General features: G+C 65.8%; 16 protein-coding genes and 3 pseudogenes. 6 read left to right on the plus strand and 13 right to left on the minus strand.

What is annotated here, in order from left to right; all coding sequences use genetic code 11:
- Positions 1 to 89 precede the first annotated feature (89 nt).
- Positions 90 to 822 (minus strand): annotated as a pseudogene (gene istA, locus AB8P05_RS09550) (IS21 family transposase); the annotation flags it as partial.
- A 90-nt stretch (positions 823 to 912) separates the two neighbouring features.
- The gene (locus tag AB8P05_RS09555) at positions 913 to 4164 is read right to left on the minus strand and encodes an ATP-binding protein (RefSeq protein WP_149223666.1); all 3252 of its coding nucleotides are present in this window, start codon (positions 4162 to 4164) and stop codon (positions 913 to 915) included.
- Positions 4165 to 4543: 379 nt separating this feature from the next.
- Here AB8P05_RS09555 and AB8P05_RS09560 point away from each other — a divergent pair.
- Both AB8P05_RS09560 and AB8P05_RS09565 read left to right on the plus strand, forming a co-directional pair.
- Positions 4544 to 5062, plus strand: a pseudogene (locus tag AB8P05_RS09560) (transposase family protein); the annotation flags it as partial.
- Between the two features lie 304 nt (positions 5063 to 5366).
- Positions 5367 to 6611: an AAA family ATPase gene (locus AB8P05_RS09565; protein WP_149223665.1), complete on the plus strand. Its 1245-nt coding sequence runs from the start codon at positions 5367 to 5369 to the stop codon at positions 6609 to 6611.
- Positions 6612 to 6658: 47 nt separating this feature from the next.
- Here the strand turns inward: AB8P05_RS09565 and AB8P05_RS09570 are convergent, their stop codons facing one another.
- From AB8P05_RS09570 to AB8P05_RS09585, 4 genes are all read right to left on the minus strand, one after another.
- A complete protein-coding gene (locus AB8P05_RS09570) occupies positions 6659 to 7021 on the minus strand; it encodes a hypothetical protein (protein ID WP_149223664.1) in 363 nt (120 codons plus the stop codon).
- Between the two features lie 65 nt (positions 7022 to 7086).
- Positions 7087 to 10479 carry an AAA family ATPase gene (locus tag AB8P05_RS09575; protein WP_472757763.1) on the minus strand — a complete coding sequence of 1131 codons (3393 nt, stop codon included), beginning with the start codon at positions 10477 to 10479 and terminating at the stop codon, positions 7087 to 7089.
- A 103-nt stretch (positions 10480 to 10582) separates the two neighbouring features.
- On the minus strand, positions 10583 to 10891 hold the full coding sequence (locus AB8P05_RS09580; RefSeq protein WP_149223660.1) for a hypothetical protein: 309 nt from the start codon (positions 10889 to 10891) through the stop codon (positions 10583 to 10585).
- Positions 10892 to 10970: 79 nt separating this feature from the next.
- Positions 10971 to 11456 (minus strand): ribbon-helix-helix domain-containing protein, encoded by a 486-nt coding sequence (locus tag AB8P05_RS09585; RefSeq protein WP_472757764.1) that lies wholly within the window; start codon positions 11454 to 11456, stop codon positions 10971 to 10973.
- A 264-nt stretch (positions 11457 to 11720) separates the two neighbouring features.
- Between AB8P05_RS09585 and AB8P05_RS09590 the strand changes: the two genes are divergently transcribed.
- Entirely contained in the window at positions 11721 to 13622 is a 1902-nt protein-coding gene (locus AB8P05_RS09590) for a hypothetical protein (protein WP_188092293.1), read from the plus strand.
- Between the two features lie 501 nt (positions 13623 to 14123).
- Here AB8P05_RS09590 and AB8P05_RS09595 read toward each other — a convergent pair.
- Complete coding sequence (locus AB8P05_RS09595; RefSeq protein ID WP_188092292.1) at positions 14124 to 14447, minus strand: helix-turn-helix domain-containing protein; 324 nt, start codon at positions 14445 to 14447, stop codon at positions 14124 to 14126.
- A 90-nt stretch (positions 14448 to 14537) separates the two neighbouring features.
- Between AB8P05_RS09595 and AB8P05_RS09600 the strand changes: the two genes are divergently transcribed.
- Positions 14538 to 14969 carry a hypothetical protein gene (locus tag AB8P05_RS09600; RefSeq protein WP_472757765.1) on the plus strand — a complete coding sequence of 144 codons (432 nt, stop codon included), beginning with the start codon at positions 14538 to 14540 and terminating at the stop codon, positions 14967 to 14969.
- Positions 14970 to 14972: 3 nt separating this feature from the next.
- On the opposite strand, the gene AB8P05_RS09605 is transcribed toward AB8P05_RS09600, so the two are convergent.
- The 4 genes from AB8P05_RS09605 to AB8P05_RS09620 are packed head-to-tail and all read right to left on the minus strand — an operon-like array spanning position 14973 to position 19538.
- Positions 14973 to 16094 (minus strand): TniQ family protein, encoded by a 1122-nt coding sequence (locus tag AB8P05_RS09605; RefSeq protein ID WP_149223655.1) that lies wholly within the window; start codon positions 16092 to 16094, stop codon positions 14973 to 14975.
- Entirely contained in the window at positions 16091 to 17005 is a 915-nt protein-coding gene (locus AB8P05_RS09610; RefSeq protein WP_149223654.1) for a TniB family NTP-binding protein, read from the minus strand. Before AB8P05_RS09610 ends, AB8P05_RS09605 begins: the two co-directional genes overlap by 4 nt.
- Positions 17005 to 18909: a transposase gene (locus AB8P05_RS09615; RefSeq protein ID WP_472757766.1), complete on the minus strand. Its 1905-nt coding sequence runs from the start codon at positions 18907 to 18909 to the stop codon at positions 17005 to 17007. The genes AB8P05_RS09610 and AB8P05_RS09615 overlap by 1 nt, the downstream gene beginning before the upstream one ends.
- Complete coding sequence (locus AB8P05_RS09620) at positions 18906 to 19538, minus strand: TnsA endonuclease N-terminal domain-containing protein (RefSeq protein ID WP_472757767.1); 633 nt, start codon at positions 19536 to 19538, stop codon at positions 18906 to 18908. The genes AB8P05_RS09615 and AB8P05_RS09620 overlap by 4 nt, the downstream gene beginning before the upstream one ends.
- Before the next feature lie 411 nt (positions 19539 to 19949).
- On the opposite strand from AB8P05_RS09620, the pseudogene AB8P05_RS09625 reads away from it, so the two are divergent.
- Positions 19950 to 20336, plus strand: a pseudogene (locus AB8P05_RS09625) (magnesium chelatase subunit ChlI family protein); the annotation flags it as partial.
- A 139-nt stretch (positions 20337 to 20475) separates the two neighbouring features.
- On the opposite strand, the gene AB8P05_RS09630 reads toward AB8P05_RS09625, so the two are convergent.
- Positions 20476 to 21975 carry an alpha/beta fold hydrolase gene (locus tag AB8P05_RS09630; RefSeq protein ID WP_472757768.1) on the minus strand — a complete coding sequence of 500 codons (1500 nt, stop codon included), beginning with the start codon at positions 21973 to 21975 and terminating at the stop codon, positions 20476 to 20478.
- Between the two features lie 954 nt (positions 21976 to 22929).
- On the opposite strand from AB8P05_RS09630, the gene AB8P05_RS09635 reads away from it, so the two are divergent.
- Positions 22930 to 23304, plus strand: coding sequence for a MarR family winged helix-turn-helix transcriptional regulator (locus AB8P05_RS09635; RefSeq protein ID WP_149223645.1), 375 nt, complete (start codon positions 22930 to 22932; stop codon positions 23302 to 23304).
- 9 nt (positions 23305 to 23313) lie between these two features.
- Here the strand turns inward: AB8P05_RS09635 and AB8P05_RS09640 are convergent, their stop codons facing one another.
- Positions 23314 to 23898: a pyroglutamyl-peptidase I gene (locus tag AB8P05_RS09640; protein WP_472759332.1), complete on the minus strand. Its 585-nt coding sequence runs from the start codon at positions 23896 to 23898 to the stop codon at positions 23314 to 23316.
- Positions 23899 to 23954 lie beyond the last annotated feature (56 nt).

Consider the following 23954-nt stretch of genomic DNA (forward strand, 5'->3'; position numbering starts at 1 on the left):
CGTTGCAAATTAACAGCTGTGGTCCGCTCAGGTCTCCCAGGATGGATGCGGCAGGAACACTCTGTTCAAGCATTTTACCAAAACCAAGGCAAGCCGTTGAGTTCATCGTAGTTCTTCACCCGCAGCCGGCGCGAAGACGCGCTCGCAGACCAAGCCGACCTGGGTCTCGACCTTTCCCTGCTCCCAGCCCCAAGCCGGGGTGCAGGCGACCGGAACGACCGGATGGTGGCTGCACATCTGCGGGAAGCGCCGGTTGTGGACGCGCTCCTTGCCGGCGATCCTCGTAACGACGGCCGTTTTCATGGTGTCGCAGATGCCCCGCGTACAGGCTCCCTGTGGCAAGGCGAAGGCGCGGTCGTGGGTGTCGAACACCAGCCCCTGACTTTCGCGCGGGCAGGCCCGTACGAACAGCATCCGGCTATGGCACAGACGGACATGGGCCACCTTCACCGTGACCGTCGTTCCGTTGATCGGGACGACCTCATGGCTCCGGTCGAGCTGGGTGACCTCGCCCGGGGCAAAGCTCAACGGCATGTAGGCTTGGGCGATGGAGGGCTCCTGCTCCTGCCGGCAAACCCGGGCGTAGCGGCGGACCGCGTCGTAGCCGCCCTCATATCCACCGGATCGTAGCATCTCGAACAGCCGAACCGGCGTCAGGCGCTCCCATGGCGCCTTGCCCTCATTGGCCAGCAACAGAGCGTCGAGCTCTTCACGCCAGGGGCCGATCTTCGGCAAAGGCTGGTTCGTGCGCGTGTCGCGGAACTCCGTGGCTTCCGTCCGGATCACCGCCCTCGCGACCTTCCTGGACAATCCGAACTCCTGGCAAAACCCCTGTGCGCCAACGGTGATGAACCGTCCGCCGCAGCACTGGAGGCGTGGATGAACGCCACGTCCAAGCCGATCGGCGCACCCTCACAGCCTGGTGTCCTGGCGCGTGGAGCCGAGCAGCCGTTCCAGGGCCGCCCACAATTGGCCCGGCATGACCGGCTTGTGGATTATTCCCAGCCCATACTGGCCAACGTCGCGCGCACACTCCGCTCCGGTCTCGCCGGTCAGGATAACACCCGGAATCTCCAATCCCAGTTGGTTGCGGACATCCCTGATCGCCTCGCACCCATTCCGGCCAGCCCGAAGACGATAGTCGGCGACAACCACGTCCGGCCGGCGGCCAGCCTCGGCGACAATGGCCATGGCTTGCTCGGGGGAGCCGGAAATCAGCGTGTCATACCCCCATTCCTCCAGCAGTGTCCGCAGCGACATCAGGACGATGGTGTCGTCATCGATCAGAAGCGCAAGTCGCCCGCGGCCGATCGGACGGGCGGTCTCGTTGTGCGCGGTCACAGCCTCCCGCACATCCGCATTGAGGTCGATCGGGGCCTCGACGGAGAAAACCGATCCTTCTCCAAGCCTTGAGTGCACGCGGACCTCATGGGCAAGGATCCGGGACAGGCGCTGCACGATCGACAATCCCAGGCCGAGACCGCGGCTGCGGTCCCGCTCGGGATTGCCAATTTGGTGGAACTCGTCGAAAATCATGGTGATCTGGTCGTGAGGGATGCCGATGCCGGTGTCTGCGACGTCGATCCATGCGCTTTCCCGCTCGATCCGGCAGGAAACCGTGATCCCTCCCTGCTCGGTGTAACGAACCGCGTTCTCGACGAGGTTGCGGATGATTCGCCCAAGCATGGTGCGGTCGCTGCGGACGGTCACGCCGCAGCATGAGCCGCCGGAAGAAACGGTCAGCCCCTTGGTGGCGGCGAGCGGCCGGTAGGAGTCGGTGATTTCCTGGATGAGCGCGTCCAGATCAAAGCTGGACACCTGCGGCTTCACAACGTCGACGTCGAGACGGGAGACATCGAGCAGGCTGTCGAGGAGTGCCTTCATCGTCTCGGTTCCGCGCTCCAACATGAGCAGCATCTCCGTTCCGCGGCCATCCTTCACATGTGTGTGCAACGCGCCGCCGAACAAAGCCATCGACTGGAGCGGCTGGCGCAGGTCGTGGCTGGCCGCCGCCAGAAAGCGAGCCTTCGCCCTGTTCGCCCGATCGGACTCCTCCTTCGCTGTCCTCAGCGCGACTTCCATAGTTTTGCGATCGGTGATATCCACCGTGAGGCCCGACATTCGCAGCGGCCGGCCGGTTTCGTCATACTCGGCCTTGCCGATGCCGGCGACCCACCGAATGCCGCCATCCGGCAGCAGGACCCGATACTCGACATCGTAGGCGGTCTGCCGCGATGCCAAAGTCCTCCTGACCCTCCTTTTCGCTTCGCTCCGGTCCTCCGGATGAAGCGCAGCCACCCACTCCGAAAAGCGGGCATGTCCGTCGCCGGGCTGTATGCCATGGATCAGGTAGTTGCCCGGCGACCAATTGATTTCCCCGGATCGGATGTCCCATGTCCAGGTCCCCGCCCTGGCCGAGGCCAGGGCGGCGCTCAAGGTCCGTTCGCTCTCCCGCAACGCCTCTTCCATGGCTTTCCGCCGCGAGATGTCGTGGAAGGCGACCACGACGAGGTCCACCCTGCCGTCGGCTCCATGCACGGGCACCGCCTCGACAAGGAAAGTGGTTATCGAGCCGTCACCCCGGCGGTAGTGCATTTCCTCCTGTGACACCAGTTCTCCCCGCAGCACTCGGGCGGGAGGATACTCATCGGCGGGCAACGGCGTACCGTCGGCCCGGACGCCGCCATAGGCGCTGTAATCCGCAACGCTGGACGTAGCCATGATGCGGTGTCCGATCAGCTGCTCGGCTGCAGGGTTGTGCATGAGGAGGCGCCCCGACGGAGCCTCGACGATCAGCAACCCGATGGGCAGGCTGTCGCTGATCGCCCGCAGCAGAAACCTCTCCCGCTCCAGCTCTCCAGCCAAGGCACGGCGTTCACCGTCCGCCGCCCTTTGCTCCGTGACATCACGGAAATAGATGGCTACGCCTTTGCGCGATGGGAACACCCGCAGCGCGAACCATCGTCCGGTCCGCTGGTAGAGGAACTCGAACTCAACCTCCACGCGACGATCCATGACGGTCTTGAGGCAGGCTTCGAGGTCGGAGCCGGCGAGACAATCGAACGCGGCCTGTGCATGATCTCCGGTGACGTCACGCTCCAGGCTCAGGAGGTCCCATGCCTGGGGATTCAGGTAGGAGACCGTCCAATCGCTTTCGATTTCCATCACTGCGTCCGACGTGCTCTCCAGAACGGACGACATCCGGGCGGCCGCGGCGGCCTCCTGGCGCCTGGCGGTGGCGAGTCGTGACGTCCCGTACGCGCCGACGGCGAACACCAATGCAAGCAGCAGCACGAACGCTGCAAGGGAACTGGCGGCCGACCGGTCGATGGGCTGCAGCGCTTCACCGGGGGCGATGGCCACCGCCAGCATCAGCCCGGCATCGGTTGCCTTCGGCGGCAGGAAGACGAAGCGCCGTTCCACCCCGTCGAGACCGGGAGATTGCCCGGAGCCGGATGCAGACCCCGCCAAGGTGTAGCGCAGCCGGTCCGGAAGCCTGGTGCCGAGGACAAGCCCCTTGTCCATCGGCGCCCGTGCGAGGATCTGTCCGTCCGGATGCACGATCGTAACCACGGCGTATGGCGGCCAGGGCAGCTTGACGACATAGTCCTTCAGCCAGTCCAAGTCGATCAAAGCGGTCATCGTGCCGTCGGGTTGTCCGTTCGCCCCTTTATAGCGTTGCCTGTACGGCAGGATCGTGCGCCCTTGGGCGGTCGGTGTCGCCCGGATCGGGCCAGGTTCGCCGACGACAACCCGGTCGTTCAGCAGCGCCTCCCGGAAACTCGGCAGATCGCCGATGTCGGTCCCAACCGATCCAGGCTGTGTTGCGCACCACACCCGGCCAGTCTTATCGGCAAGCTGAATTTCGAGGTGGCTTGGGTATGACGGCCTGAGCTTTTCCATGATGCCCAGGCAATCGGCAGGCGGCAGGTGGGGGACCCCGGTCGCCTGCAGGGTCGCGAAAATGTGGCGGATATCCTCCACGGTTTTTCGCTGTTCGGTGTCCACCAGCACAAGGAGACGGCCGGCCTCCGCCTCCAGTTCCTGTTCACGCTCCTGGCGCAGCGTGGTCAGGGAAAGAACCTCGTAGCCGAGCAGCGGAGCGGCCATCACAGCCGCACCGAGTGCGATCTTTACGTGGCTTCTGGGGATCTTCCAGCCCACGCTGACTGCCTCCCGTCAGCAATGCCCACCTCGGCGAGGCGATGCACACCGCAAGAGAGTTAAACGGAACCGAGGCAGCATTGTTTCGGAAGCCCGGAACACCCGCTGGCCGGGTTCGCGGCGGTTCCGAAAGCAGAGGCACTGGCTTGATCCCGGTCAAGGTGTAAAACCGCAATGACGTTTGGTCCTTCTGCGTTCCCGGTGCAGCGGAGTCGCTTGGATTTCGGCGGTCAGGCAGCCTCAGGCCTCCCGCAGGGCATCAGTCGGAGTGTGTAGGCGTGGCACCGATCCGCCGCCTGAATGTTCATGGTCCGGATGCATGAAAGGGCTTTTTCCAGATGGACTCGTTATGACTGGGCGCCCTGGAAAGGGACTTTCGATGAGCAGCGGTCAGTTCTGGTTGACGGTGGAGCAGCCTGGGCGGCTTGAGCTGCACCTTCCGCGCGATACCCGTGGCAAGCCGCGCGTGGATGCTCCGTCGGTCCATGGCTCCCGCAAGTCGCATCACAACCGCTTCGTCCGCTGGGTGGCCAAGGGCGCCTGGGAAGACCTCTTCCATGCTTTGGCCGCGGCGGGTGGCTCGCCGGCCCAGGTGATGATCGCCTCCACGGCAGTGCGCGTCCATCGGTCGGCAAGCGGCGGCAAAGGGGGAGCATGCCCAGGTCATCGGGCTGTCCCATGGCGGCCGAAGCACCAAAATCCATGCCCTGAGCGATCCGCGCGGCCGGTCGCTCACCTTCCGCCGACCGGCGGTCAGGTCGCCGACTGCACCGCCGTCGACCGTTGGCTCGACCGGATGCCCGCCACCGGTCTCCTGCACGGCAGCAAGGGATAGGATAGTACCGTCGTCTGCCGGAAGATCGAGCAGGCCGGGATCGCGCCCAACATCTCGCCACGCGTCACCTCTGCTTTATGGCTGCTGTTGGCATCGCAGCCATCCTGGCCGACCGGTCATGGTTCTGGCCCCTGAGGATCGCGATGCCAACGGTTCAGGGAGCGATGGGCGTGATCGAAGCCACGGCGTTTGAGGGAGATGCTTCTGATGGATTGACGGCTCTTTTCGCTTCTGATAGGGAGACTGCGCCGTACTTCATACACACATACGCGACTTGTCGTGCTTTCCGCTCCGTGGGGCCACTGCTTTCCCGCGGCGTTGTTGCATGCCTGTATCCGGTACATCCTGTCCCCCAGGGTGACGGATCATGCTTGAGGCTCTCTCACAGGCCGTTGCGGCGCAGCTGGACAACCAAGTCTTCACCGGTGGCTTGGCTCTTGGCGCCTTTGGCGTCGCCGGTGCGGCGGCCCTGCGACTGTTGCCCTCCCTGCTGCGCTTCATCGTCGAGGCTTGGTTCATCACCACCCTCACCGTCGATAGCCGTTCGCCCCTGTTCGAATCGCTGGTCGCCTGGTTCGCCGCCCATCCCTACACTGCCCGCTGTCGCCGACTGACCGCGGCTCGGGTGCCGCAAGGAGAGGCGGAGGCTCTGCGCCTGTCTCCCGGGCAAGGCAGCCATTTCCTGTACGAGGGCGGGATGCTGCTGTGGGTCGAACGTTCGGTCGGAGTCGGCAATGCTGGGATGTCCTCATCTGGACGCCAGCCTGTCGAGACGATCACCTTGCGGGCCCTGTCCCGCAACCGGGCCATGCTGACCAACCTGCTGCGGACTGCCGACCGGCAGTTCGGTGGGCGGGACCCTGACTGCATCGCCGTGCATATGGTGGAGTCTTACGGCGAGTGGAGCGGCCGCACGACCATCCGCCGGCGGCCGCTGAGTTCCGTCTTTCTCGCCGATGGGGTGGGCGAGGCTCTCCTGGAGGACGCCCGAACCTTCCTGGCCGGCGAAGCCTGGTACAGCGCCCGCGGCATTCCCTGGCGCCGCGGCTATCTGCTGTACGGTCCGCCCGGAACCGGAAAGACGAGCCTGATCCGGGCGCTTGCCAGTGAACTCGATCTCGACCTGAGCATCGTGAACCTTGCCTCCGACCGGCTCGATGACCAGCAACTGTGCGCGCTGCTTGGCACGGCGCCGGCGCGCAGCGTGCTTCTGTTCGAAGACATCGATGCCGTGTTCCGGGACCGGGACGCCGAGACGGCGGGCCGGGGTATCACCTTCTCAGGATTGCTGAACGCCATCGACGGGGTGATGTCGCAGGAGGGGCATCTGCTTGTGATGACGACCAACCACCTGGACCGGCTCGACCCGGCGCTGATCCGGCCCGGGCGCATCGACCGGCGGCAGGAGATCGGTTTGGCGACGGGCGAGCAGATTGCCCGGATGTTCCAGGCCTTCTACCCGGACCGTGGGGGTTTGGCGGGAGCCTTCGTCGCCGCGGTCGGCGGTCGCGCTCTGGCTCCTGCGGTGCTGCAGGGCCATTTCCTGCAGCACCGCAGCGATCCAGACGAAGCAGTGCGGACGGCGGCTAGGCTGACGGCTCGCCCGCGATGATCTCGATCGGCACAGAATCATGCGCAACGGCTTGCGCTCTGTTTTTCTCAAGCCTTCGTTGTCTTCCAATTCTCTATTGTAAAAAGTATAGCGGCATCGCCTGTCTTGTTCCATATCGTTCTTCCCAAACCCCAATACAGAACATGGGTGGTCGATTTTCGATTGTTGGTCGAGGTGCTGTTCGTGCCAGCCTTGGTCATCAATTTTATCCAATCGCCTTTTTTCACTGCCTTTGGGGCAAACCAGTACATATGGCGCAGTTCATTGGATATGCTGTTGTCACCTGTATAGGTGGTATCGGTTACCATGTAATAAGCCAAGCTACTGATGTCCTCAAGAACATCAAGCCATACGCATTCCTCTTGAAGATCACCCTTTCCTTCGATGCTATTGATTTTCAATTTTTCCATTTTCTTCTACATCCTTCTGGGTGAGGAAGACCAAGAGAGTGAATGGCTGGGATGTTTGGCAGAAGCTAAATGCTGCTGTCGATTTCGATCTCGGGTTCGATCACCGCGTGCTCGACCTTCCCGTCCATCGCCTGAATGAACTCAGCGTGGACGGGGGCCTGAGCGTCGGAACTCTGCAAGGTGACGATGAAGGTCACGTCGCATTCGACCTCGTCGGTCTCCAACTCCGGGTACAGGTAGCGGTCGCGCCAGAACAGCCGTGCCGACAGGCGGAGCTCCGGGCCGCCCAGCGTGACGCCGCGCCGGGTCTGCCGGTTGTAGCAGCGCAGGGGCTGCCACTTGGCATCCTTGGCGCGGGCGATCCCCTCCGCCGTATCGGAGGGCAAGCTGCCGGCCAGACGGGCCCACTCGCCTTTCCCGTTCCGGTACTGCAGCGCTGCCTCCAGGCGGGTCGACGCGTAGTTCGTGCCGCGCATGTGCGTCACGGGTGCAAGGATGCAAACCAGCCGGACGCGACCGCGGAACAGACCTCCCGGACGCAGGCTGAGCGGAATCTCGATGCCTTCCCAGTAGTAGCGCAGCTTCGCGCTCATCCGGCCCTGCCAGCACAGGGTGACGGTGCCGTCGTCGGTCTCCCAGGGAAGCTGGGGCCGCACCGGGCTGCCATAACCGCGCCGGTAGTGGTGGCCCACGCCGTCCGCGGCGTTGATCAGCAGGGCTTTCACCAAATCAGGCGAGGGCTGGCGCAGATGGGCCCAGGTGTGGGCGGCCAGCCGGCTGACCAGGGCGGCGGCATAGCTCGAGGCACGACCGTAGCGGCCGCCGATGACCTGGACGACCGAGAACCAACTCAGTTCCGGCTTCAGCATGTCGTCGGGACCAAGCCCGACCCGGGACACTGGACAAAAATCGCCGACCTTGCCGTGCCCATTGGGAAGGCGACCGGCGACGGTCAGGGCCGCTTCGGCATCGGCAGGGGGAGCGATCCGCTCCTCGCCATCGCCGGTGCGGTTGCCGGTCGAAACGACGAACAACACCCGGTGCCGGCGGGCGAGTTGCGACAACTGGTGACCGAACTCGCTGACCCGATTCCGCTCGCAGGCATGGCGGAGGTTGGCGGAGATGTTCCACACGGTGGTTTCGGGATGCGCTTTCAGAACACTGTCGAGGAACAGGATCAGGGCGCCGAGGTCCCAGGGGCCGCTGTAGGTCGAGCGCGGGACCGCCGGCACGATACCCAGGCGGCAGTGCAGGGGAGGAAGATCGAGATCGGTGTTCCAGCCATGGGCTTCGACGATCAGCGCCGCGGTGCAGTTGCCGTGGTTGGTGTCCAGATCGGCCGGTGCCAGGAAGGGGTCGGCTTCCCAGACCACGGCGGGGCGGTAGCGCCGCGAGGTAAAACCCCCGTCGATGTGCCCGACGATCGGTTCATCGAGCGAGATCTCGCGGTCAAGGTCAGGCTCCCGGCCACCTCCAGGTCGCGCCGGTGCCAGGGGAGTGACCGGGTCCCAGCGGACGATGAGACCGCGCTCGCTTCCCTGAAACAGCGCTTCGCGCAAACACGCCGTCACCGGCAGGCGTGGGTGATGGCCGGCGCGATAGGAGGCTTGGATGCGTCGACGCTGGTCCGCCGCGGCCCCGGGCACCAGCGGGGCGCCACCCGGCTGGCCGTTCGGCAGAACCAGATCCGAACCGCCTTCCATGGGCAGGGACTGGCCGAGCTGGATCATCGGCTGCTCGGCCATCCAGCGCCAGAGATGCTCAAGGACGGCGTCTCGTGCGGCGACGGACTGGAAGGGCGGCAGGCAGACAATGAACCCGGCGGGAACCCCCGGCCCGTCCAGGGCGGCCGTCGCCCAGGCCTGCTTCAGGCTGTCTGGGGTGATCTCCTTGTGAAGCGGGCGGAAGCTGACGATCCGTGAGATGTCCACCCGCTGCGGAGTGGTGTTGGGCTGCCGCAGGCGCTGCAGCAGAGCAGCGCGGCTGGCTAAGGGCACCTCGACCACATAACCCGTGTTCCAGGGAGCGACGAGCCGTACGCCGATGTCGGAGTGGAAGAGATCGTTTGGCGTGTAGGTTGGAGCCAGCGAGTCGCGGTCGACGCCGACCCAGAACAGCGCGTGTCCGGCGAACCAGAGCGTGTGAGGCGATGCCGGATCGACCAGGCTCGACACCCGTTCGATAAGGGCCCGGCGCCGGTCGGCATAGTGGGGAGTGATTTTGCTGTCGTCTTTACCGCCGCCGGTCACGCGCTCCCGCCGTGGGTGCACCGTCAGCCGCAGCACCGGATTGTTGGGCAAGGCCGCTCCTTCGCTTCCCCCGGCGCGTTTCACCCGCGCGTCCTTTGCCACGGCCTCGTAGGTCACGGAGAAGAGGGCGCTGAGCTGGCCGTTGGTCAAATCGAACCGCTCGCCGACCGCGCGGCGCAGACTGAGGGTCGCGTCGCGGTCGAGCTCACCTATGGTTGGTAACGAAAATTTGCCATTCGCGCAATCCAGAAGCGCACCGGCGATTGCGGTGAAGGAAACTTTTGTCCGTTTCAGATGAGCGGTGCGCCGGGCAGCAAGGGCGATCTCGGCGACATCGGAGCCCGACAACCCGTCCGACATGCCGGCCAAGGCATCGGCAATAGGGGCCTCCGCGGGGTCGAGGCCGAGATAATGGGACCACAGGCTGGCGCGCAGCCCCGCCGCCGGCTGATCGACAGTGAGGCGGTATGGGAAGCGGCGCCACACCGCCGGATCGAGCAGGTGGCCGTGGTTGCTGGCGGCGATGACGACACAGCGATGGTCGAGGCGGTCGAGCCCTTGCAGCAGAGTGTTGACGACGCGCTTCAACTCACCGATGTCGCGGGCATCGTCCCGCTGCTTGGCGACGGCGTCGATCTCGTCCAGGAACAGCAGCCCCTGTTCGCGCTGGACGAAGTCGAAGATGCCGCGGATGTTCTTGGCCGTGTCTCCGAGCAGCGAAGACACGATGGTGTCGAGCCGGGCCACATGGAAGGGCAGCCCCAGGCGCGCTGCGATGTGGCCAGCCGTCAGGGTCTTGCCGGTTCCCGGCGGCCCGACCAGCAGCAGATTGGAGCGTGGCGCCAGTCCGGCGCCGGCGAGCTCGTCGGCCGCCTGCGCTTCGGCGATGAACCGCTCCAGCAGCTGGGAGTCCTCGTCGTCAAGGAACAGCGGGCCTGTTGGCCAAGGCAGCTCCTCAACCAGGGGGGATTTGGTTTTGACGTCGAGGGGCGCCACGGCGTGCGGCGGGCGGGTTCCGCCCGCGCCCCGGAACAGCCGCGTGAGCCGCTCCTGCGTGCCGACCCGATCCGGTTCAGGAAGGCTGCGGACCAGGGTGGTGCCGAGGCGGCGGACCGCCACGAAGTCGGAATTGAGTGCGGCTTCGATCAACGCCAGGACCGTGTCGGATGGACGCGGCTCCTGCATCGAACCGAGTGGCATGAATGACATCGACCCCTCCCAACCCGTTTGATTTTCAGTTACAACTTTTTTACTTACGCATGCAATTGATCTATTGATAAGTATGCGCGTCAAATCACTCTGTCGCAACCGCTCAAGAGATACGAAAGTTGCCTTTTTGACCCTGCGAGGATTCCATTCGGAATCCGGATGGCGCAGAGGCTGGCCCCTCGAAATTCCAGTCGTTTCCAGCAGAAGAAACAGAAATTCCGCTCGTGAGTTGCCCTCTTTCAGGCCTGCTGGGATGGATATCAGCCTGATGGAAAAACGATAAGTCCAGGGTAGAAGATAAAGACAAAATACTGGAAACCAGAATATCTGAAGACAATGGTTTCAGATCGGAAATTGTCCTGACGAGGAGCGTGGTGCCGCCGGTGAACGGACCGGCGGGGATCGTGTCCACGGACGTTCGGTCGTACCCGGAGGTCCGAGAAACGAAGGCGCCGCAGCCACGGCTGTTGGAAGGTGCAGAGTGCTGGGGCCTATCGGACCGATGCCAACCTCTCGGCAGGGAGAGTGGGTGATGGGCCGGGATCGGTCATGAACCGATCTACCGTCAATGGAAGCTCCAGGCCATGTCCGGCGGCACTGTGTCCTGCCTCGGTGGCTGCCGCCCGGTAGCAGCCGGCGATGAACGCCCGGACGTCGCTCGTCAGGGTGCGTGGAGACCGCTCTGCGAGTTGGGAAACAAGGGCATTGGCTGTCATACCCTCTCGCCGGGCAGCGTCACGGAGAGCGTCCCACATGACGGGTTCCAGGCTCATCGAGGTGCGGTGACCATCGACCGTCATGTTTTTTGAGACCAGGCACACAGCCTTCTCCGTAAAGTTGATTTCACAAGCATGTGTTTCTGCTTTCGGTGATGGAGGGTGACAGTGAGGTCCTTCACAGCTCCGGCTGGCAAATCCGGTCGCAAGCCGATATCGCTGCTGATGGAGAGGGGGCGTTCGGCGCCATCTCCGCGTCATGCGTGTCCCGATTCGCCGGGCATTTGCATCGTTGTGGCAACGCCCTCATCCAAGGGAAAGCGTCGATACCCTCATTGCGCCAACGAAATGAGCAGCGCCGGCGCCAGCAGGGCGTGCGAAAAACAGTATCCCGGAAGCCTCGTTTCGTTTCCAAATCGATATGGCACATCCAATCATTGCTTCGGTGATGGTCCCCCACAATGCAATCGATTGCTTATGCACCAAGCGCTCGGCCACTCTGATAACCCGAATGAGCTGAGGGAGATGGGCGTGGCACTCAATTCAGTCCGTGCTTCCGCCGAGGATATAGAACTTTTCTTCGAGACCTTCCCCGAGGGCGGACCGTGGCGTCTGGTTTGGATCAATGGTCCGCATAGCAACGCGACCGATCCTTTCGATCCGCTGATCGACTGTCTGTTCGTTGGAATTGGAGGGAATTCCGTTCCCAAAAGGGCTCTGGCAGGAGCGGGATGGTTGCCGCTGTTGATCATCGGCAGCGTCTGGCATGATGGTCAGAAGATTGCCGACAGCGCTGAGACACTGGAAGACTGTACGCTCGACGTGACCGTCGGTTCCAACCGGATCCGCGAGTTCGGCGGATACGACCCGGTTTCGCCACAGCGCAAGACCGACTACATCCTGCCGCCCCATGTCTATCGGCTCCACAGCAGGGATGTCCGGTTGGTCGGCGTGCAGGTGGGCAACGATCCCTACGGCCTGATCATCCCGGCTCTTACCCTGGCCCAGTTCTACATCGGAACGTCGACGGCCCTCGCCCAAGCCTTGTTGAACGGAGCGTTCCTGCGAGACCCGGGAAGTCTGTGCGATCTCACGCGCACCAGGATGGAGATTGTGCCAGCCGATCCGTCGTCCTCGGCAACCGCTGACGCCCCTTGGCGGGTGCTCCGGATTGCACCCCGAGCCGGCTTTGGCCGGGACGATTGCTGCACTCTCGGCCGTTTCTTCGGCACCGCGGAAAACTCTGCCGAGCGTCAGGCCTTCTGCTTGCCCTTCCTGGCAGCCATGGCTGCAGCGGCAGGACGGCGGCCAGCCTCGCTGTACGCGACGTTTCCCCTTACCGGACGCACGAGGCTGACGGGGGAGGGAAAGCGATTCACGGCTACGCTGGCCGACGGTACTCCGACGGAACGGGTTCTCTTGCTCCGTCTCTTCCAATGTACGGCACCGTTCCCGTTCGATGAGCTGATCATCGAGAGGTGCGAGGACGAGCCTGCCGGAACTCATGACGAGGGCGGACGTGTGCTGATGCACAGCATCGCAGGCTATGTCGGGCCAAAGCGGGTGGTCAACAATCGCCGGCCGAACCGGCACTTGCCCCAGGAGGATCTGAAACTCCCCTCCATCGTTCCACGGTTTCCGGCACTCAGCAACCTGCCGCTCCGTGTCGAGACCATCCAGCGTGCCACCACCAGCACGCCGGTTGTGCACATCCCAGGGGAGGTGCTCGTTCCCGACGAGGTGTCGAGCGGCGTGTTGGGGGCGGACCAGGGAACCGTGCGCCGGGTGAGGCTCATCACCGGGAATGAGCAGCCTCCCGCGGACCCGCCGACCGAGCCCGAGGTCGATCTGTTCTGCGACGTCTTGCGGGCGCTGTCGTGCCACTCATCCGTGACCGGTCTTGCCGGTCTGGTGGTGCCGCCGGGAGCCGAACGGCACCATGGCGAATTCACCTTCGGCTGCCTGCCGCCGCATCCCAACGGAGGGTGGTGGCACAAGATCACCGACCGGCTGACCCGCATGGTTCTCGTGGCGGAGTTCTCCGTGTCCGGACGCTGGAGCTGTCTGATGGGCCTCGAACCACGCCCGAAGCATCCCAAGGACTGGGAGGGGGTGATGCTGATCGCTCAGCCGGATGGCAGCCGCTTGTCGGAACAGGACCTGTGCAGCGTCGTCACGGCCGTGCGCGCCCGGCGGGGGCAATGGGGGGAACGGATGAACGGCCGGGGTGTCGGCGATCTGCGTCACCATCTGCTGTTCACCAAGGTCAGAACGGAAACCGCCACGGTGGACCAGATTGTTGAGGCGGTTCTGGCAAGGGCTGAGGTGCCGTCGGCTCATAGCTCCACAGACGCCGAACATACGCATCCCGACCCAGCGGCTGGTGAAGATCGCAGCGCAAATCGTCGACCGCCAGCATCCAGATGATCGCGGCATGGGCGGCCGGTGCGGGGATGCCGAGCCGGCCGGCCCGCGCCATCAGGACGCCGATCGATATCAGCGCGTGCGGCGGGCATTCGTCGCAGAGTGCCCGTTCCACCGCGCGGGGCGGGCAGGCGGGGCGGCAGGCGACCAAACGCTCCAGATTGCCGCGCAGGACCGGTGACATCGAACGGTCGGTCAGCAGAAAATAGTCTTCCTTGCGCTGGACGGCGGCTTGCCGCGTGCTTCGCATGGTCTCGCCGATCGCTCTCCACTGCCGGCGCAACGACGTGCGCTGCATCGCGTCGATGACAACGGTGCGCTCCCTCCCGCGGTGCCGGCGCACCAACCGCAGCCGGAGCAGATCGGGAGAGGGCGACGGGCAACATTCCCAGCGATAGATCCAACGGCGGAAGGCGAGCGCCAGAGCGAGGTCCGCGGTTAACGCTCCACCGATGCGGGCCAACGCCGTCGGATCGGGCAAGGTGGTTCCCCAAGGAATAGTCTTCATTCCGCGTTCACGAACCGGATGAGCGATACGGCGATGCGCAGAGCCTCCTCCGTGCGCTTTGGCCTGCGGCCGGCTTCCACGCGCAATTCCTCCAGCAACGCTGTGCAGGCGGATGTGTACATGGAGTGTTGCTGGCTGGATGAGTGACGGAGCGCAGAAAAGCGTTCGATCACCTTGTGACCCGGCGGGTTCGTATCCTTCTCGAGCTTGCTGTACCAGCTCTGGCCGATTGCCAGAAGATGGGCCGCCTGCGTCTGCGTGAGCCCCAGATCGGTCCGCCATGCTTTGAGGTCTTGACCGAACGTCGTCTGCACCGTCATCGACTGAAACCTCGGCATTGAAGAATAAAAATAATATGATTAGAATTCTTTGATCGCAAGGGAAGATGACAGGCCGGTGGAGGGGTGCCGATGACCGCGCACACGCAATTCAGCCAGGAACTCGCCGGCAGGGTGGCTGTCATCCGACAGGAGATCATCGCGGCAACCGGGCAGATCGACCGGCTTCAGGAGCGGCTGAGTGTGCTGCGGTCGTCACTGGCCGATGCCGAAGCGGCGGCCCGCGTGCTGACGGTTCCACTGCCGCCGCCCTTGGTCGTGGCGGCCACGACGGGCCGGACGGTCGGCAAGGGGGCCTTCCAGGCCCAGGTCCTCGCCGCTTTGACCGCGGCTTACCCGAAGAGCCTGAAGGCCTCGGACATCGCACGCGAAGCCCAGGCGCGCCTCGGCCTGGCCGTGCATCCCAAGACCACCGGCATGGTGTTGAACCGCCTGAAGCACGCGGGGCGGGTGGAGCGGGATGGTCGGACGTGGCGCCTGGTGCCGGTCCCGGTTCTGCCCTGACAGTCAGGGCGCATCCGGTCTGTGCAGGCGGGCGCGGACGGCGCCCGATCCCGCCAGCTTGCTCAGAGCGCGCGTCGTGACCGGCTGACCGCTGCGGTGCAGATGGGCGGCCGCTGCTGCGGCTTCCTCGCGTGTGGGGCGGTACGGCGCATTGTGAAGCAGCCGGCGCACCGGATCGGCAAAAGCGAAGGGGGCATCGGCGAAGTGGAACATCAGCTCTCCCTGCCATGCCCCGGCTTCGGCACAGGCGCCGACGAACCGGTATGGCCATCCCGGCAGGAGGCGCGCGGCCAGGTCGAGAAGCCGGGCACGGTCGCCTGGGGAAAGCGTTTCAAGCTTGGCCAGCCCGACCGGTCGCACCGGCGGCGTGGCATCGCCGCCCCACAGGCGGCTGACGATCGTCCGCAGCCGCTCTCCGTAACGCGGCCCTGCGAGCAAGCGCAGCACATAGTGCAGCAGGTCGAAATACCGGGTGGAATAAAGACTATACTCTCCCAGTTGCGCCCAGCCACGGGCGAGGATGGCCTCATGGCGCCGGTGGAGGGCGATGGCTTCCCACGGCGCTGCGGCAGAGGGGGTGAGCGACAGATCGCCTTGGCAGGCGTGACACTGTCCAGGATGGTCCGCCCGGATGACCGTGACCGGCGCTTCGCACCGGCCGCAGCGGTCCGCCAGTACGCAGCCATGGTGGGGGCAGACCGCCGACAGCGCCAGGCGCCAGGACCGCCTCATCCAGACCGGATCTTCGGCCAGGCAGGCAGGACAGAACTGCTGTCCCGGCCAGTGCCAGATGCCGCCGGCAATCCGGGTGCGGGTGATCCATTTGGTCCCACCGTGCCGACCGTCGGCCGGAGCGTGCGCCTCGAACAGAAAGCCGCTGAAGCTGCCCAGCGTGGTGCTCCAGGCCCGTTCCGGGTCTGTGAGGGTCCTTGCCGCCATGCGCTCGACCACGTGGCTGGGACCGACATGGTCGATGTCACGAGCCGCGACCCGGACCTCAGGCCAGGCCGCGCGTATGAAATGTCCCGGAGTCAGGCCGTTCGCGATGGCGGTGCGGGCGATCCAGGACGACAGCAGTTCATCCGGCAGTGGCTTCGGTCGGCAGGGCCACGGCCGGAGCGTCATGGCAGCGCCGGCACATCGTCGATCGTCACCTTGCGGTGCGAGGGGGCCTGGTAGCGGATGCGCGACAGCGTCTTCAGCGTGATCCGCTCCTCACCCGACTCGATCGCCAGCACCGCGGCCCGGCTGACGATCTTGAAGAACTCGCCGATGACCCCTTCGCCACGGCTCAGGATGTCGCGGGCGATCGCATCGTCGTCACCCAGATACGACGGCTCTCGCAAGGGCATCAGCGCTTCGAACGAGGCCAGCAGTTCCCGAAAGGCGTCCCCATCCCGCCAGAGCCGAAGTTGGAACACATCGAAGCGGTTGAGCAGCTGGGGATCGCTCTGGGTGGTGATCCGGGCGCCTGGGGTTCCGGCGAAGACGAGGCTGATGCGCAGGGCCGGCTCGTTTCCCAGGGCGCGGAAGAAGGCGAGGATGGCATCGCGCTCCTGCGGGCCGGACAAGGCCAGGTTATGAAGCTCGTCGACCAGCAGAACCCGGGTGCCGACCTTCTCCAGGTTGGTAACCACCGCTCGCCTCAGCTCCGCCCGCCGGGCGCTCGGTGCATAAGGGCAGCCAAGCCGGTCGAGGATCGTCTGGTAGACGATGATCAGGGTCGGGTGCTCCGGCAGGCAGATCATCAAAACCGGGATCAGCGACTTGTCCTGGTCGGGGCGGTGCAGGGGAGGGTGATCGGCCTCGAAGCGCTCCAGCAACGTTGACTTGCCGTTGTTGGTCGGCGCTTCGATCAGGATGTTCTCGGGACGCTGCTGACGGGGGATGTCCAGCAGCGTCCGCATCGCCGCGTAGGGGTCCCGAATTGAGGCGTAGGGGATCCAACGCTTGGTGCGAACCCGTTCGATCCGCTCCGCAGCCGGCAACTCCAGCAGCGGTACGGTGGAGGGGTGGAGGTGGTCGTAGCCGGTCATCACCAGCCCTCCAGATCACGGATCGGCCGGACGCGCCGGGTGGGCTGCTGATCGTTCCCGGCCTCGGTCGACGGCACGGTGGCCGGTATTGTGTCGTGGGCCGCAGCGGTCGTCGGGGCAGGGGCCGCATGGGCCTTCGCGTCCTCCCGCCGGCGTTCCTGCCGGCGCCGGGCCGCGGCCGACTTGCGGGCTGCCTCGGCATCGATCTGGCGGCATCGCGCGATCGCCCGGAAGATGGCGTGCTCGTCGTCGGCATCGTGCCCGAGGCGCTTCAGCTCGGCGACGGCGTCGTCGACCTCCCACAGCGCCACCGGCGGCCGGTGGCGGTCCCGCAGCGGGATATCGTAATACTCCTGCGTGTCCGGATTGTAGAAATGGATCACGCTGACGTTTCTCGGATCGTAGCGGACCACGTATTTCCGGCCGTCCTTCCGGCTGGCCAGCACCCGGAGGAGGTCGCTCTGGTAGGTCAGGTGGTTGAGCCGGATGCCGTAGGCCTGGACGGTCCGGTACTCGACCGGGAGAAAATCCTTGAGAAGGCGTCCGGGGTCGGACGGCATGCGCGGGTAGCCACGTCCGGGGATACGGTCGCTGCCGAGGATGCCGTGCTCGTACGCCTTCAGCGGGGTCGTCCCCAAGGCGGAATGCCGGCTCCGATGGTAGCGATCGACGATCATGATCGCCAGACGGCGCGTCGCCTCCTCAATCGTCAGAGCGGCGCCGGCGCGGCCGTCATAGTCTTTTCCCCGTTCGCCGATGCTGTTGAAGGTGTAGCCGGGGATCAGCCGGACATCGCCCATCATCGTGCCGACCAGGCGTTCGATGCGACCGCCGAAATAGGGCTGGCCGAGCGGTCGGAAGTCGCCGCGGATGCGCCATTGCCGGCAGCCGAGCTGAAGGCCGCGGCTGTCGAACTCCGCGGCGTTGTCGGTCAGGATGGCATCGTCGAGCCCCCAAACCGGGTAGGGCGACTCCAGGCCATGGCGGCGGCAGAACTCTTCCTTGTCGAGGATGCCGTGGGTCAAGGCCATCGCCACTGAGAGCGTCGACGGCCGGTGGATCGACAGGTAGAAGCCCTTGACCACCCGGCTGTACTCATCGACGGCCAGCGTAAGCACCGGCCGGGTCACGGCTTGGCCGTCCGGGCTGACGACGAAGAAGTCGGCGACGGTGTGATCGATCTGGATGCGCTGCAACGGCCACCGCGCCGGATCGCCGGTGCCGTAAGTCTGGTGGTGCCGGCGTTCCGCCGCCATGCCGCCGAACCGGGCCGTGTCGACCGCCTTGGGGTCAAGGGCCTGCACCCGCGCGCGGATCGTGTTGGGAGCCACCGGCTTGAGCCCGGCGCGCTTCAGCTGGTCCTGCACCTCCGTGATGACCTCGGTCGCCCGCGCTCCGGCATTGGGCAGGTAGATCGCATCGATCGCCGTGGCGATGATCTGCTCCGTCTCGGCTCCGATCCGCTTGCGCCGCCGCCGCTGGCGGTAGGCGTGCGGAATCAGGCAGGTGAGCGAGCGTTCCGATTCGTAGTCGTTGATCAGCCCGTACAACGTCGAGACCCGCAGCCCCAGGCGCTCGGCGGCCAGAGACACGTCTGCCTTGGTTCGGCGGCGCAGGACCAAAAGCGCTTCGATCTCGTCCTGCCGCTGCCGACCGACCGCCAGTTCCTCCTCCGTGAACTCAGCTAGGTCGGGGATGGGGCGTTGCTTGGCATCCGTACCCGTCCATGGCTTCAGCCCGACGGCCTCGTGGATGGTCCGTTCTCCGGTGGCGCTGTTCTCGATTAGGACGCTGGTCAGCGAGACGATCGACACCACGATGCCGAGGATGCCGCCCAGATCGACCTCGGCATCCGCCCCCAGGCGGTAGGTGAGGGGGAGTGGCATCGGCAGGGTATCGGTCATGAGGACAGCCCAACCAGCAGGTCCATGCCGAGCGGCGCCCGGGGGTCCATCCGCAGGCTGCGGTTGGCCAACATCGGCCACAGCGCCGCGTAGAAGCGGGCGCGGTCCCAGCGGTCGGGGCACAGGGCCTGGATGAGGTCGAGCACCGTCCGCGGCCCATGGGCGAGGCTGTCGGTGATCGCCTGGGCCATGCCCATATCCGGCTCGATCCCCAGATAGGGGCCGAGCAGGCGCGCATTCTCGAAGCGGACGGTGCGGATGGTCAGGTCGGTGACGATGCGGAACCGCAGGCCCTGGTTGTTTGCCCAGGCTCTGGCCTGCAGGAACTTATGGCAATGGGTCGGCCACAGCTTGCGCAGCTGCTCGCGGTACTTGACCTCGTACAGGACCACGTTGTCGGCGTAGGTGACCTTGAAGTCGGGGGTGTAGCGGCGAGCTTGGCCGCCGGGCCAGGTGATGTCGATGGTCAGCGGCTGCGCGACGATCTCCCGGACGTCGTCACGCAGGCTCAGCAGGGTCAGGAAATCCCGCTCGAGTCCCGACTCGAAGCGGATGTCGCCGCTGCCGTCCGGCAACACATGGCGTCCGGTGAAACTGCGGGTGTTGGGCTTGACGATCCGCCGCCGCATCCTCGCTCTCCTTTGGTCGACAATCCCGCCGATCCTACCGCAGCTGAAACTTGACCGCACAGATGCTCATGCTGTGGAACGGGAGCCCAATGGAGGGGAAGCAACTGGTTGATTTGTCGAGCACCTGCGCCAGTGCACTCCAATCGACTGGCATCGAAGCGTAACGCATTGGAGTGAGTTGATCGGCCAAACCAAGATGGCTGCCCGTCTAGTGGCGCGGATGGCACCGGTCGGACCGAGCCACGGCAATCCAGTTCATCCTGGAGAAACGCTATCAAACCAGTCCAGCCGTTAGCTGAATAAGTCGAAGGAGACCGATTTTTGAATGAGTTGGTCTGAAAATTAGCTGAACAGACGACTCGGAATATCAATGGGTTAACCGATTCATAGTCTGAAAGGTAATTGAAGTAGATACACATCGACGTTCCGGCGGTCAGCCCCGCCGACCTCAGCCTGCCGCCGCCGGCGGAGGGCAGCGCCGACATCGCCGCCCGCGTCGCCGTCGCCCGCGCCATCCAGGCGGAGCGCTATGGCGGCTTCGGCCCTTACCCGGCCGGCCGGGCGGTGCGGACGAATGCCGAGGCGGACGGGGAACTGCTGGAGAAGGTCGCTTCCCCCGACGCCCCCGGCCGCGCCCTGCTGACCGAGGCGGCGGAGCGGCTGAAGCTGTCGGCCCGCGGCTATCACCGGGTGATGCGGGTGGGGCGGACGCTGGCCGACCTGGACGGCGTGGAGGGGGTGAGGCGCCGCCACATCGCGGAGGCGCTGAGCTACCGACGGATCGCGCCGGGGCGGTGAGATCCTGGTACTGATGCCCCTCCCTAACCCTCCCCACCTTCGGTGGGAGAGGGAACTGCCGCTTCCTGTCCCTCCACCGCCAAAGGCGGGGAGGGAGGGACCCGCGAAGCGGGAGGGAGGGGGCATCCGTCGCGCCCCCTCACGGCCGCTCGAACACCGGCGGCTTGGCCGCTCCCGGACAGACGCTCGCCGGCACGCTCTCCTGCTCGACGAAGGTCACCGCGGCGGCCATGGCGCAATCCTCGCTGGAGGTCACGATGTGGCTGGCGGCACGGAAGACCAGATGGCGGCTCTTGGGCAGGGTGGCGGCGGCGCGGTCGCCCCACTCCGGCGGGGTGACCGGATCGTAGGCGCCGGACAGCAGCAGGACCGGCACCGGGCTGGCGACCGGCAGCCGTTCGGCCGGTTCCTGGTGGCCGGTGGGCCACAGGCGGCAGACGCGCTGGCCGGGATCGTCGGCGGCGACAAGGCCGTAGGGGGAATAGCGCCGGGCATTGTCGGCGCGCTTCAGCGGCTCGGCGCTGTTGACCGACTCGCGGCATTCGATGGAGAAGACCAGCCCGTCGGCGATCTCCGGGTCGCCCAGCCAGTTGGTCGGCGCCCATTCGGCGAGCGCCGCATACTGGCCGCGGGCGGCGCGGTCGATGATGGTCGGCACGAGCGGGACCGCCTCGCTGATCGCCATCGCCTCCAGCCCGGCGGCGATCGCCATCCCGCCGGTCAGCCGCAGGGCGCGGCGCGTCTCGTGGTCGCCGACGACGATGTCGACCGGGTTGCGGTCCAGCCGCTCCACCAGATCGAGGAAACGCTTCTCAAGGTCGGGGAAGGCCGACCGGCAGCGGCGGTTGGCGGCGCAGTCGTCGAACAGCCGGCGGTAGGCCCGCTGCGCCAGCCAGGCCATCTCCTCCTGCGCGTTGACGTCGGGCGGGTAGACGCTGTCGAACACGGCGGTTCGGACACGGCCGCCCTGCCGCCGCAGGATCTCCAGCCCGACCCGCGTGCCGTAGGAAACCGCGAACAGGTTGATCCGCTGAGCACCCAGAGCGGTGGCGATGTCCAGCGCATCCTCGGCCGCGACGGGGGTGGAGAATTGGGTGCCGTCCAGCCCGGCCGTCTCCAGCCGGGCGGCGCAGGCGCTGACCGCCGCCCGCTCCGCCGTCGCCCTCTGTTCGCGCGTCAGCGGCCGGGTGCCGCGGGTGGGAGCGACGCCGTCCAGTTCGGGGCAGTCGGTGTCCGGCTCCGCCCGGCCGACGCCGCGCGGGTCGAACAGGATCAGGTTGCGGGTGCGGCGGAAGGGGGCCGACAGCTCCCACCAGACCTCCATCCGCTCCTCGGTCGCCTCGCTGCTGCCGAAGGGGGAGGCGCCGGGGCCACCCTCCAGGAACAGCACGGGGTCGGGAGCCGGCTGGCGCGCGGTGCTGAGCAGGACGGCGACCGGCAGGCGCAGGCTGCGGCTGTTGGGGCGGTCGCGCCGTTCCGGAACCGCCACCGTTCCGCACAGGGCCGCCTCGCCCTCCGGCACGGTGAACCAGCAGGGCCCGGGGGTGAAGCGCGCCTCCGCCGCCGCCGGAGCGGTCCACATCCCGGCAATCACGCCGGCCGCCGCCAAGACCGCCCGCAGCTTACGGGCGGAGCGCACCGGTGTCGGCCATGCGGGGCGGGGGAGGGTGAACACGGGGGAACTGGCTCGAAATCGATGGGGTGGAGACGGGAGAGCGGGTTACCGCCGACGGATCGGCAGACCGACTTTGTTTGACCGACCGGCCCCCCGCTTGTCCAGAGGTGCCGGCCGCTCCGCCGCTCTGTGGCCAAACGGACCGAAAGCGGTGCCGATTTGCCACAGGTATCGGGTCATGACCATGCCGGCACCCGATTGGCCGGTTGACGGAATACATCCGACTGCGGAACTATTTCCGTTTCCGGGATCCGGCGGTTCGGGTCCCCTGAAGAAAGGAGCAGTTCATGCCGACCTTGTGGACGGCGATGCGCAGCCGCTGGCTCGATTCCGGGGCATCTTCCGGGCCGGGCCGATTGTGCGACCACCTGCGGCGCGACATCGGATTGACGGATGGCGAGGAACGCCCGCCTGACGGCCGGCTTCCGCCTTTTCACATCCGCGATCGGAACCTATCGGACGCGCGGACATTTTTGACCTTGCAACCGTATCGCTGACCGGCGATACCGGATCCGCCGGCCTCTCACGCCGGCATCACTCAACCCCTGGAGAGTATCGATGAAAGCCATCGTAGCCACTGCCTGGACTCGCCGATCGGGCGATCCGGCCGTCACCGCCGCCAATCGGGCCGTTCATATGGCCGCCAATCACGCGCAAGCAGCCCTTCTTCGCCCCGCACCCTTCGAACGTGAATTCCGGATATCGAGAGGATCCCATGTGTGTCTTTCTGGGTTTTTGCGGTCACCGTCTCTTCGTTGAACACGCCCGCTGGGCATCGCCGGCCGGGTCCTTCGACCTGCGGCGTGAGAACGGGGAAGTCATCCTATGGCTTGGACGCCTGAACATCATCTACACACCGGCCCGCTGGGGACCACCCTCCCGCGCTGCATAGCGCGCGGCGCCGCGGAGACCTGCTGAATGCCGGCCCGCGTTCGTCATGACGAGGTCCTCACCGTCGTCCAGGTGCTCGAGGCGTTCCGCAAGCTCGACCCCGACCTGCCCATCCAGTATGCGCTGAGTTTCATGACCATCGCGCAGAGCGAAGGCATCTCCATCGGCGAACTGGCGGAACGCCTGGGCATCGCCCAATCCTCCGCGTCGCGCAACGTCGCGGCGCTCAGCCGCTGGCACAGCTTCGGCAAGGCCGGCCTCGATCTGGTGCAGGCGCAGGAAGACCCGCGCGAGCGCCGCCGCAAGATCGTCACCCTGACCGACAAGGGCCGCGAGTTCCTGGACGCGCTGCGCGCCATCGTGAACCCGCCCGACCAGCGCCGCCCCGCCAAGACGGCCTGATCTTAATCTTCAGGCGATCCCGTTCAGCGCCGTGCGCAGCATTCCCACCAGCGTGCGCACCGCCAGTTCCTGCCGCTCCAGGCTCAGTCCGCCGAAGCGGCGCAACTCCTTGGCTCGTTCGGGCAGCGGCGGCATGTGGAAGAAGCCGTAGGGTACGTCCAGGTCGGCGCTCTCGATGGCATGCCGCGCCCGGTAGAACAGATGGTTGCCGAGGAAGCCGCCGGAAAAGTCGCCGAAGGTCACCGGCAGCCCGGCCATCGACAATTCCCGCATCACCCGCGGCACCGGCAGGGTGCTGCCATAGGCGGTCGGCCCGTCGGGTACGATGTCGGCATGCTCGCGCACCGTGCCGGCGGCGTCCGGCAGGGGGCTTTCGTCGCGGTTCCAGGCCAGACGTTCCAGCCGGATGTAATCGCTCGCTTCCCAATAGGCGAAGCCGAGCGCCGCCAGCGGCCGGTGTTCCGCCAGCAGGTCGGCGAAGGCCTCGCCGCAGGCGTCATACAGAGGGGGAGGGTGGCGGTGACGACCCCCGGCTCGCCCGCCAGCCGGTCCATCAGCAGGGCCGTCGGATCGGCGGCCCAGGGATGGTCCGATGGAGGCGCCGCCTCGCCGTCCGGGATGGTCCCGAACGGCGCGAAGCCGGTGATCAG

The sequence above is a fragment of the Azospirillum sp. VT-I1 genome, from assembly GCF_055698305.1.

Bases quoted from the DNA above. Each gene is read 5' to 3' on its own strand.
- AB8P05_RS09565 (WP_149223665.1), top strand. From the start codon at position 5,367: ATGCTTGAGGCTCTCTCACAGGCCGTTGCGGCGCAGCTGGACAACCAA.
- AB8P05_RS09570 (WP_149223664.1), bottom strand. From the start codon at position 7,021: ATGGAAAAATTGAAAATCAATAGCATCGAAGGAAAGGGTGATCTTCAA.
- AB8P05_RS09575 (WP_472757763.1), bottom strand. From the start codon at position 10,479: ATGTCATTCATGCCACTCGGTTCGATGCAGGAGCCGCGTCCATCCGAC.
- AB8P05_RS09585 (WP_472757764.1), bottom strand. From the start codon at position 11,456: ATGACGCGGAGATGGCGCCGAACGCCCCCTCTCCATCAGCAGCGATAT.
- AB8P05_RS09590 (WP_188092293.1), top strand. From the start codon at position 11,721: ATGGGCGTGGCACTCAATTCAGTCCGTGCTTCCGCCGAGGATATAGAA.
- AB8P05_RS09595 (WP_188092292.1), bottom strand. From the start codon at position 14,447: ATGACGGTGCAGACGACGTTCGGTCAAGACCTCAAAGCATGGCGGACC.
- AB8P05_RS09600 (WP_472757765.1), top strand. From the start codon at position 14,538: ATGACCGCGCACACGCAATTCAGCCAGGAACTCGCCGGCAGGGTGGCT.
- AB8P05_RS09605 (WP_149223655.1), bottom strand. From the start codon at position 16,094: ATGACGCTCCGGCCGTGGCCCTGCCGACCGAAGCCACTGCCGGATGAA.
- AB8P05_RS09610 (WP_149223654.1), bottom strand. From the start codon at position 17,005: ATGACCGGCTACGACCACCTCCACCCCTCCACCGTACCGCTGCTGGAG.
- AB8P05_RS09615 (WP_472757766.1), bottom strand. From the start codon at position 18,909: ATGACCGATACCCTGCCGATGCCACTCCCCCTCACCTACCGCCTGGGG.
- AB8P05_RS09620 (WP_472757767.1), bottom strand. From the start codon at position 19,538: ATGCGGCGGCGGATCGTCAAGCCCAACACCCGCAGTTTCACCGGACGC.
- AB8P05_RS09635 (WP_149223645.1), top strand. From the start codon at position 22,930: ATGCCGGCCCGCGTTCGTCATGACGAGGTCCTCACCGTCGTCCAGGTG.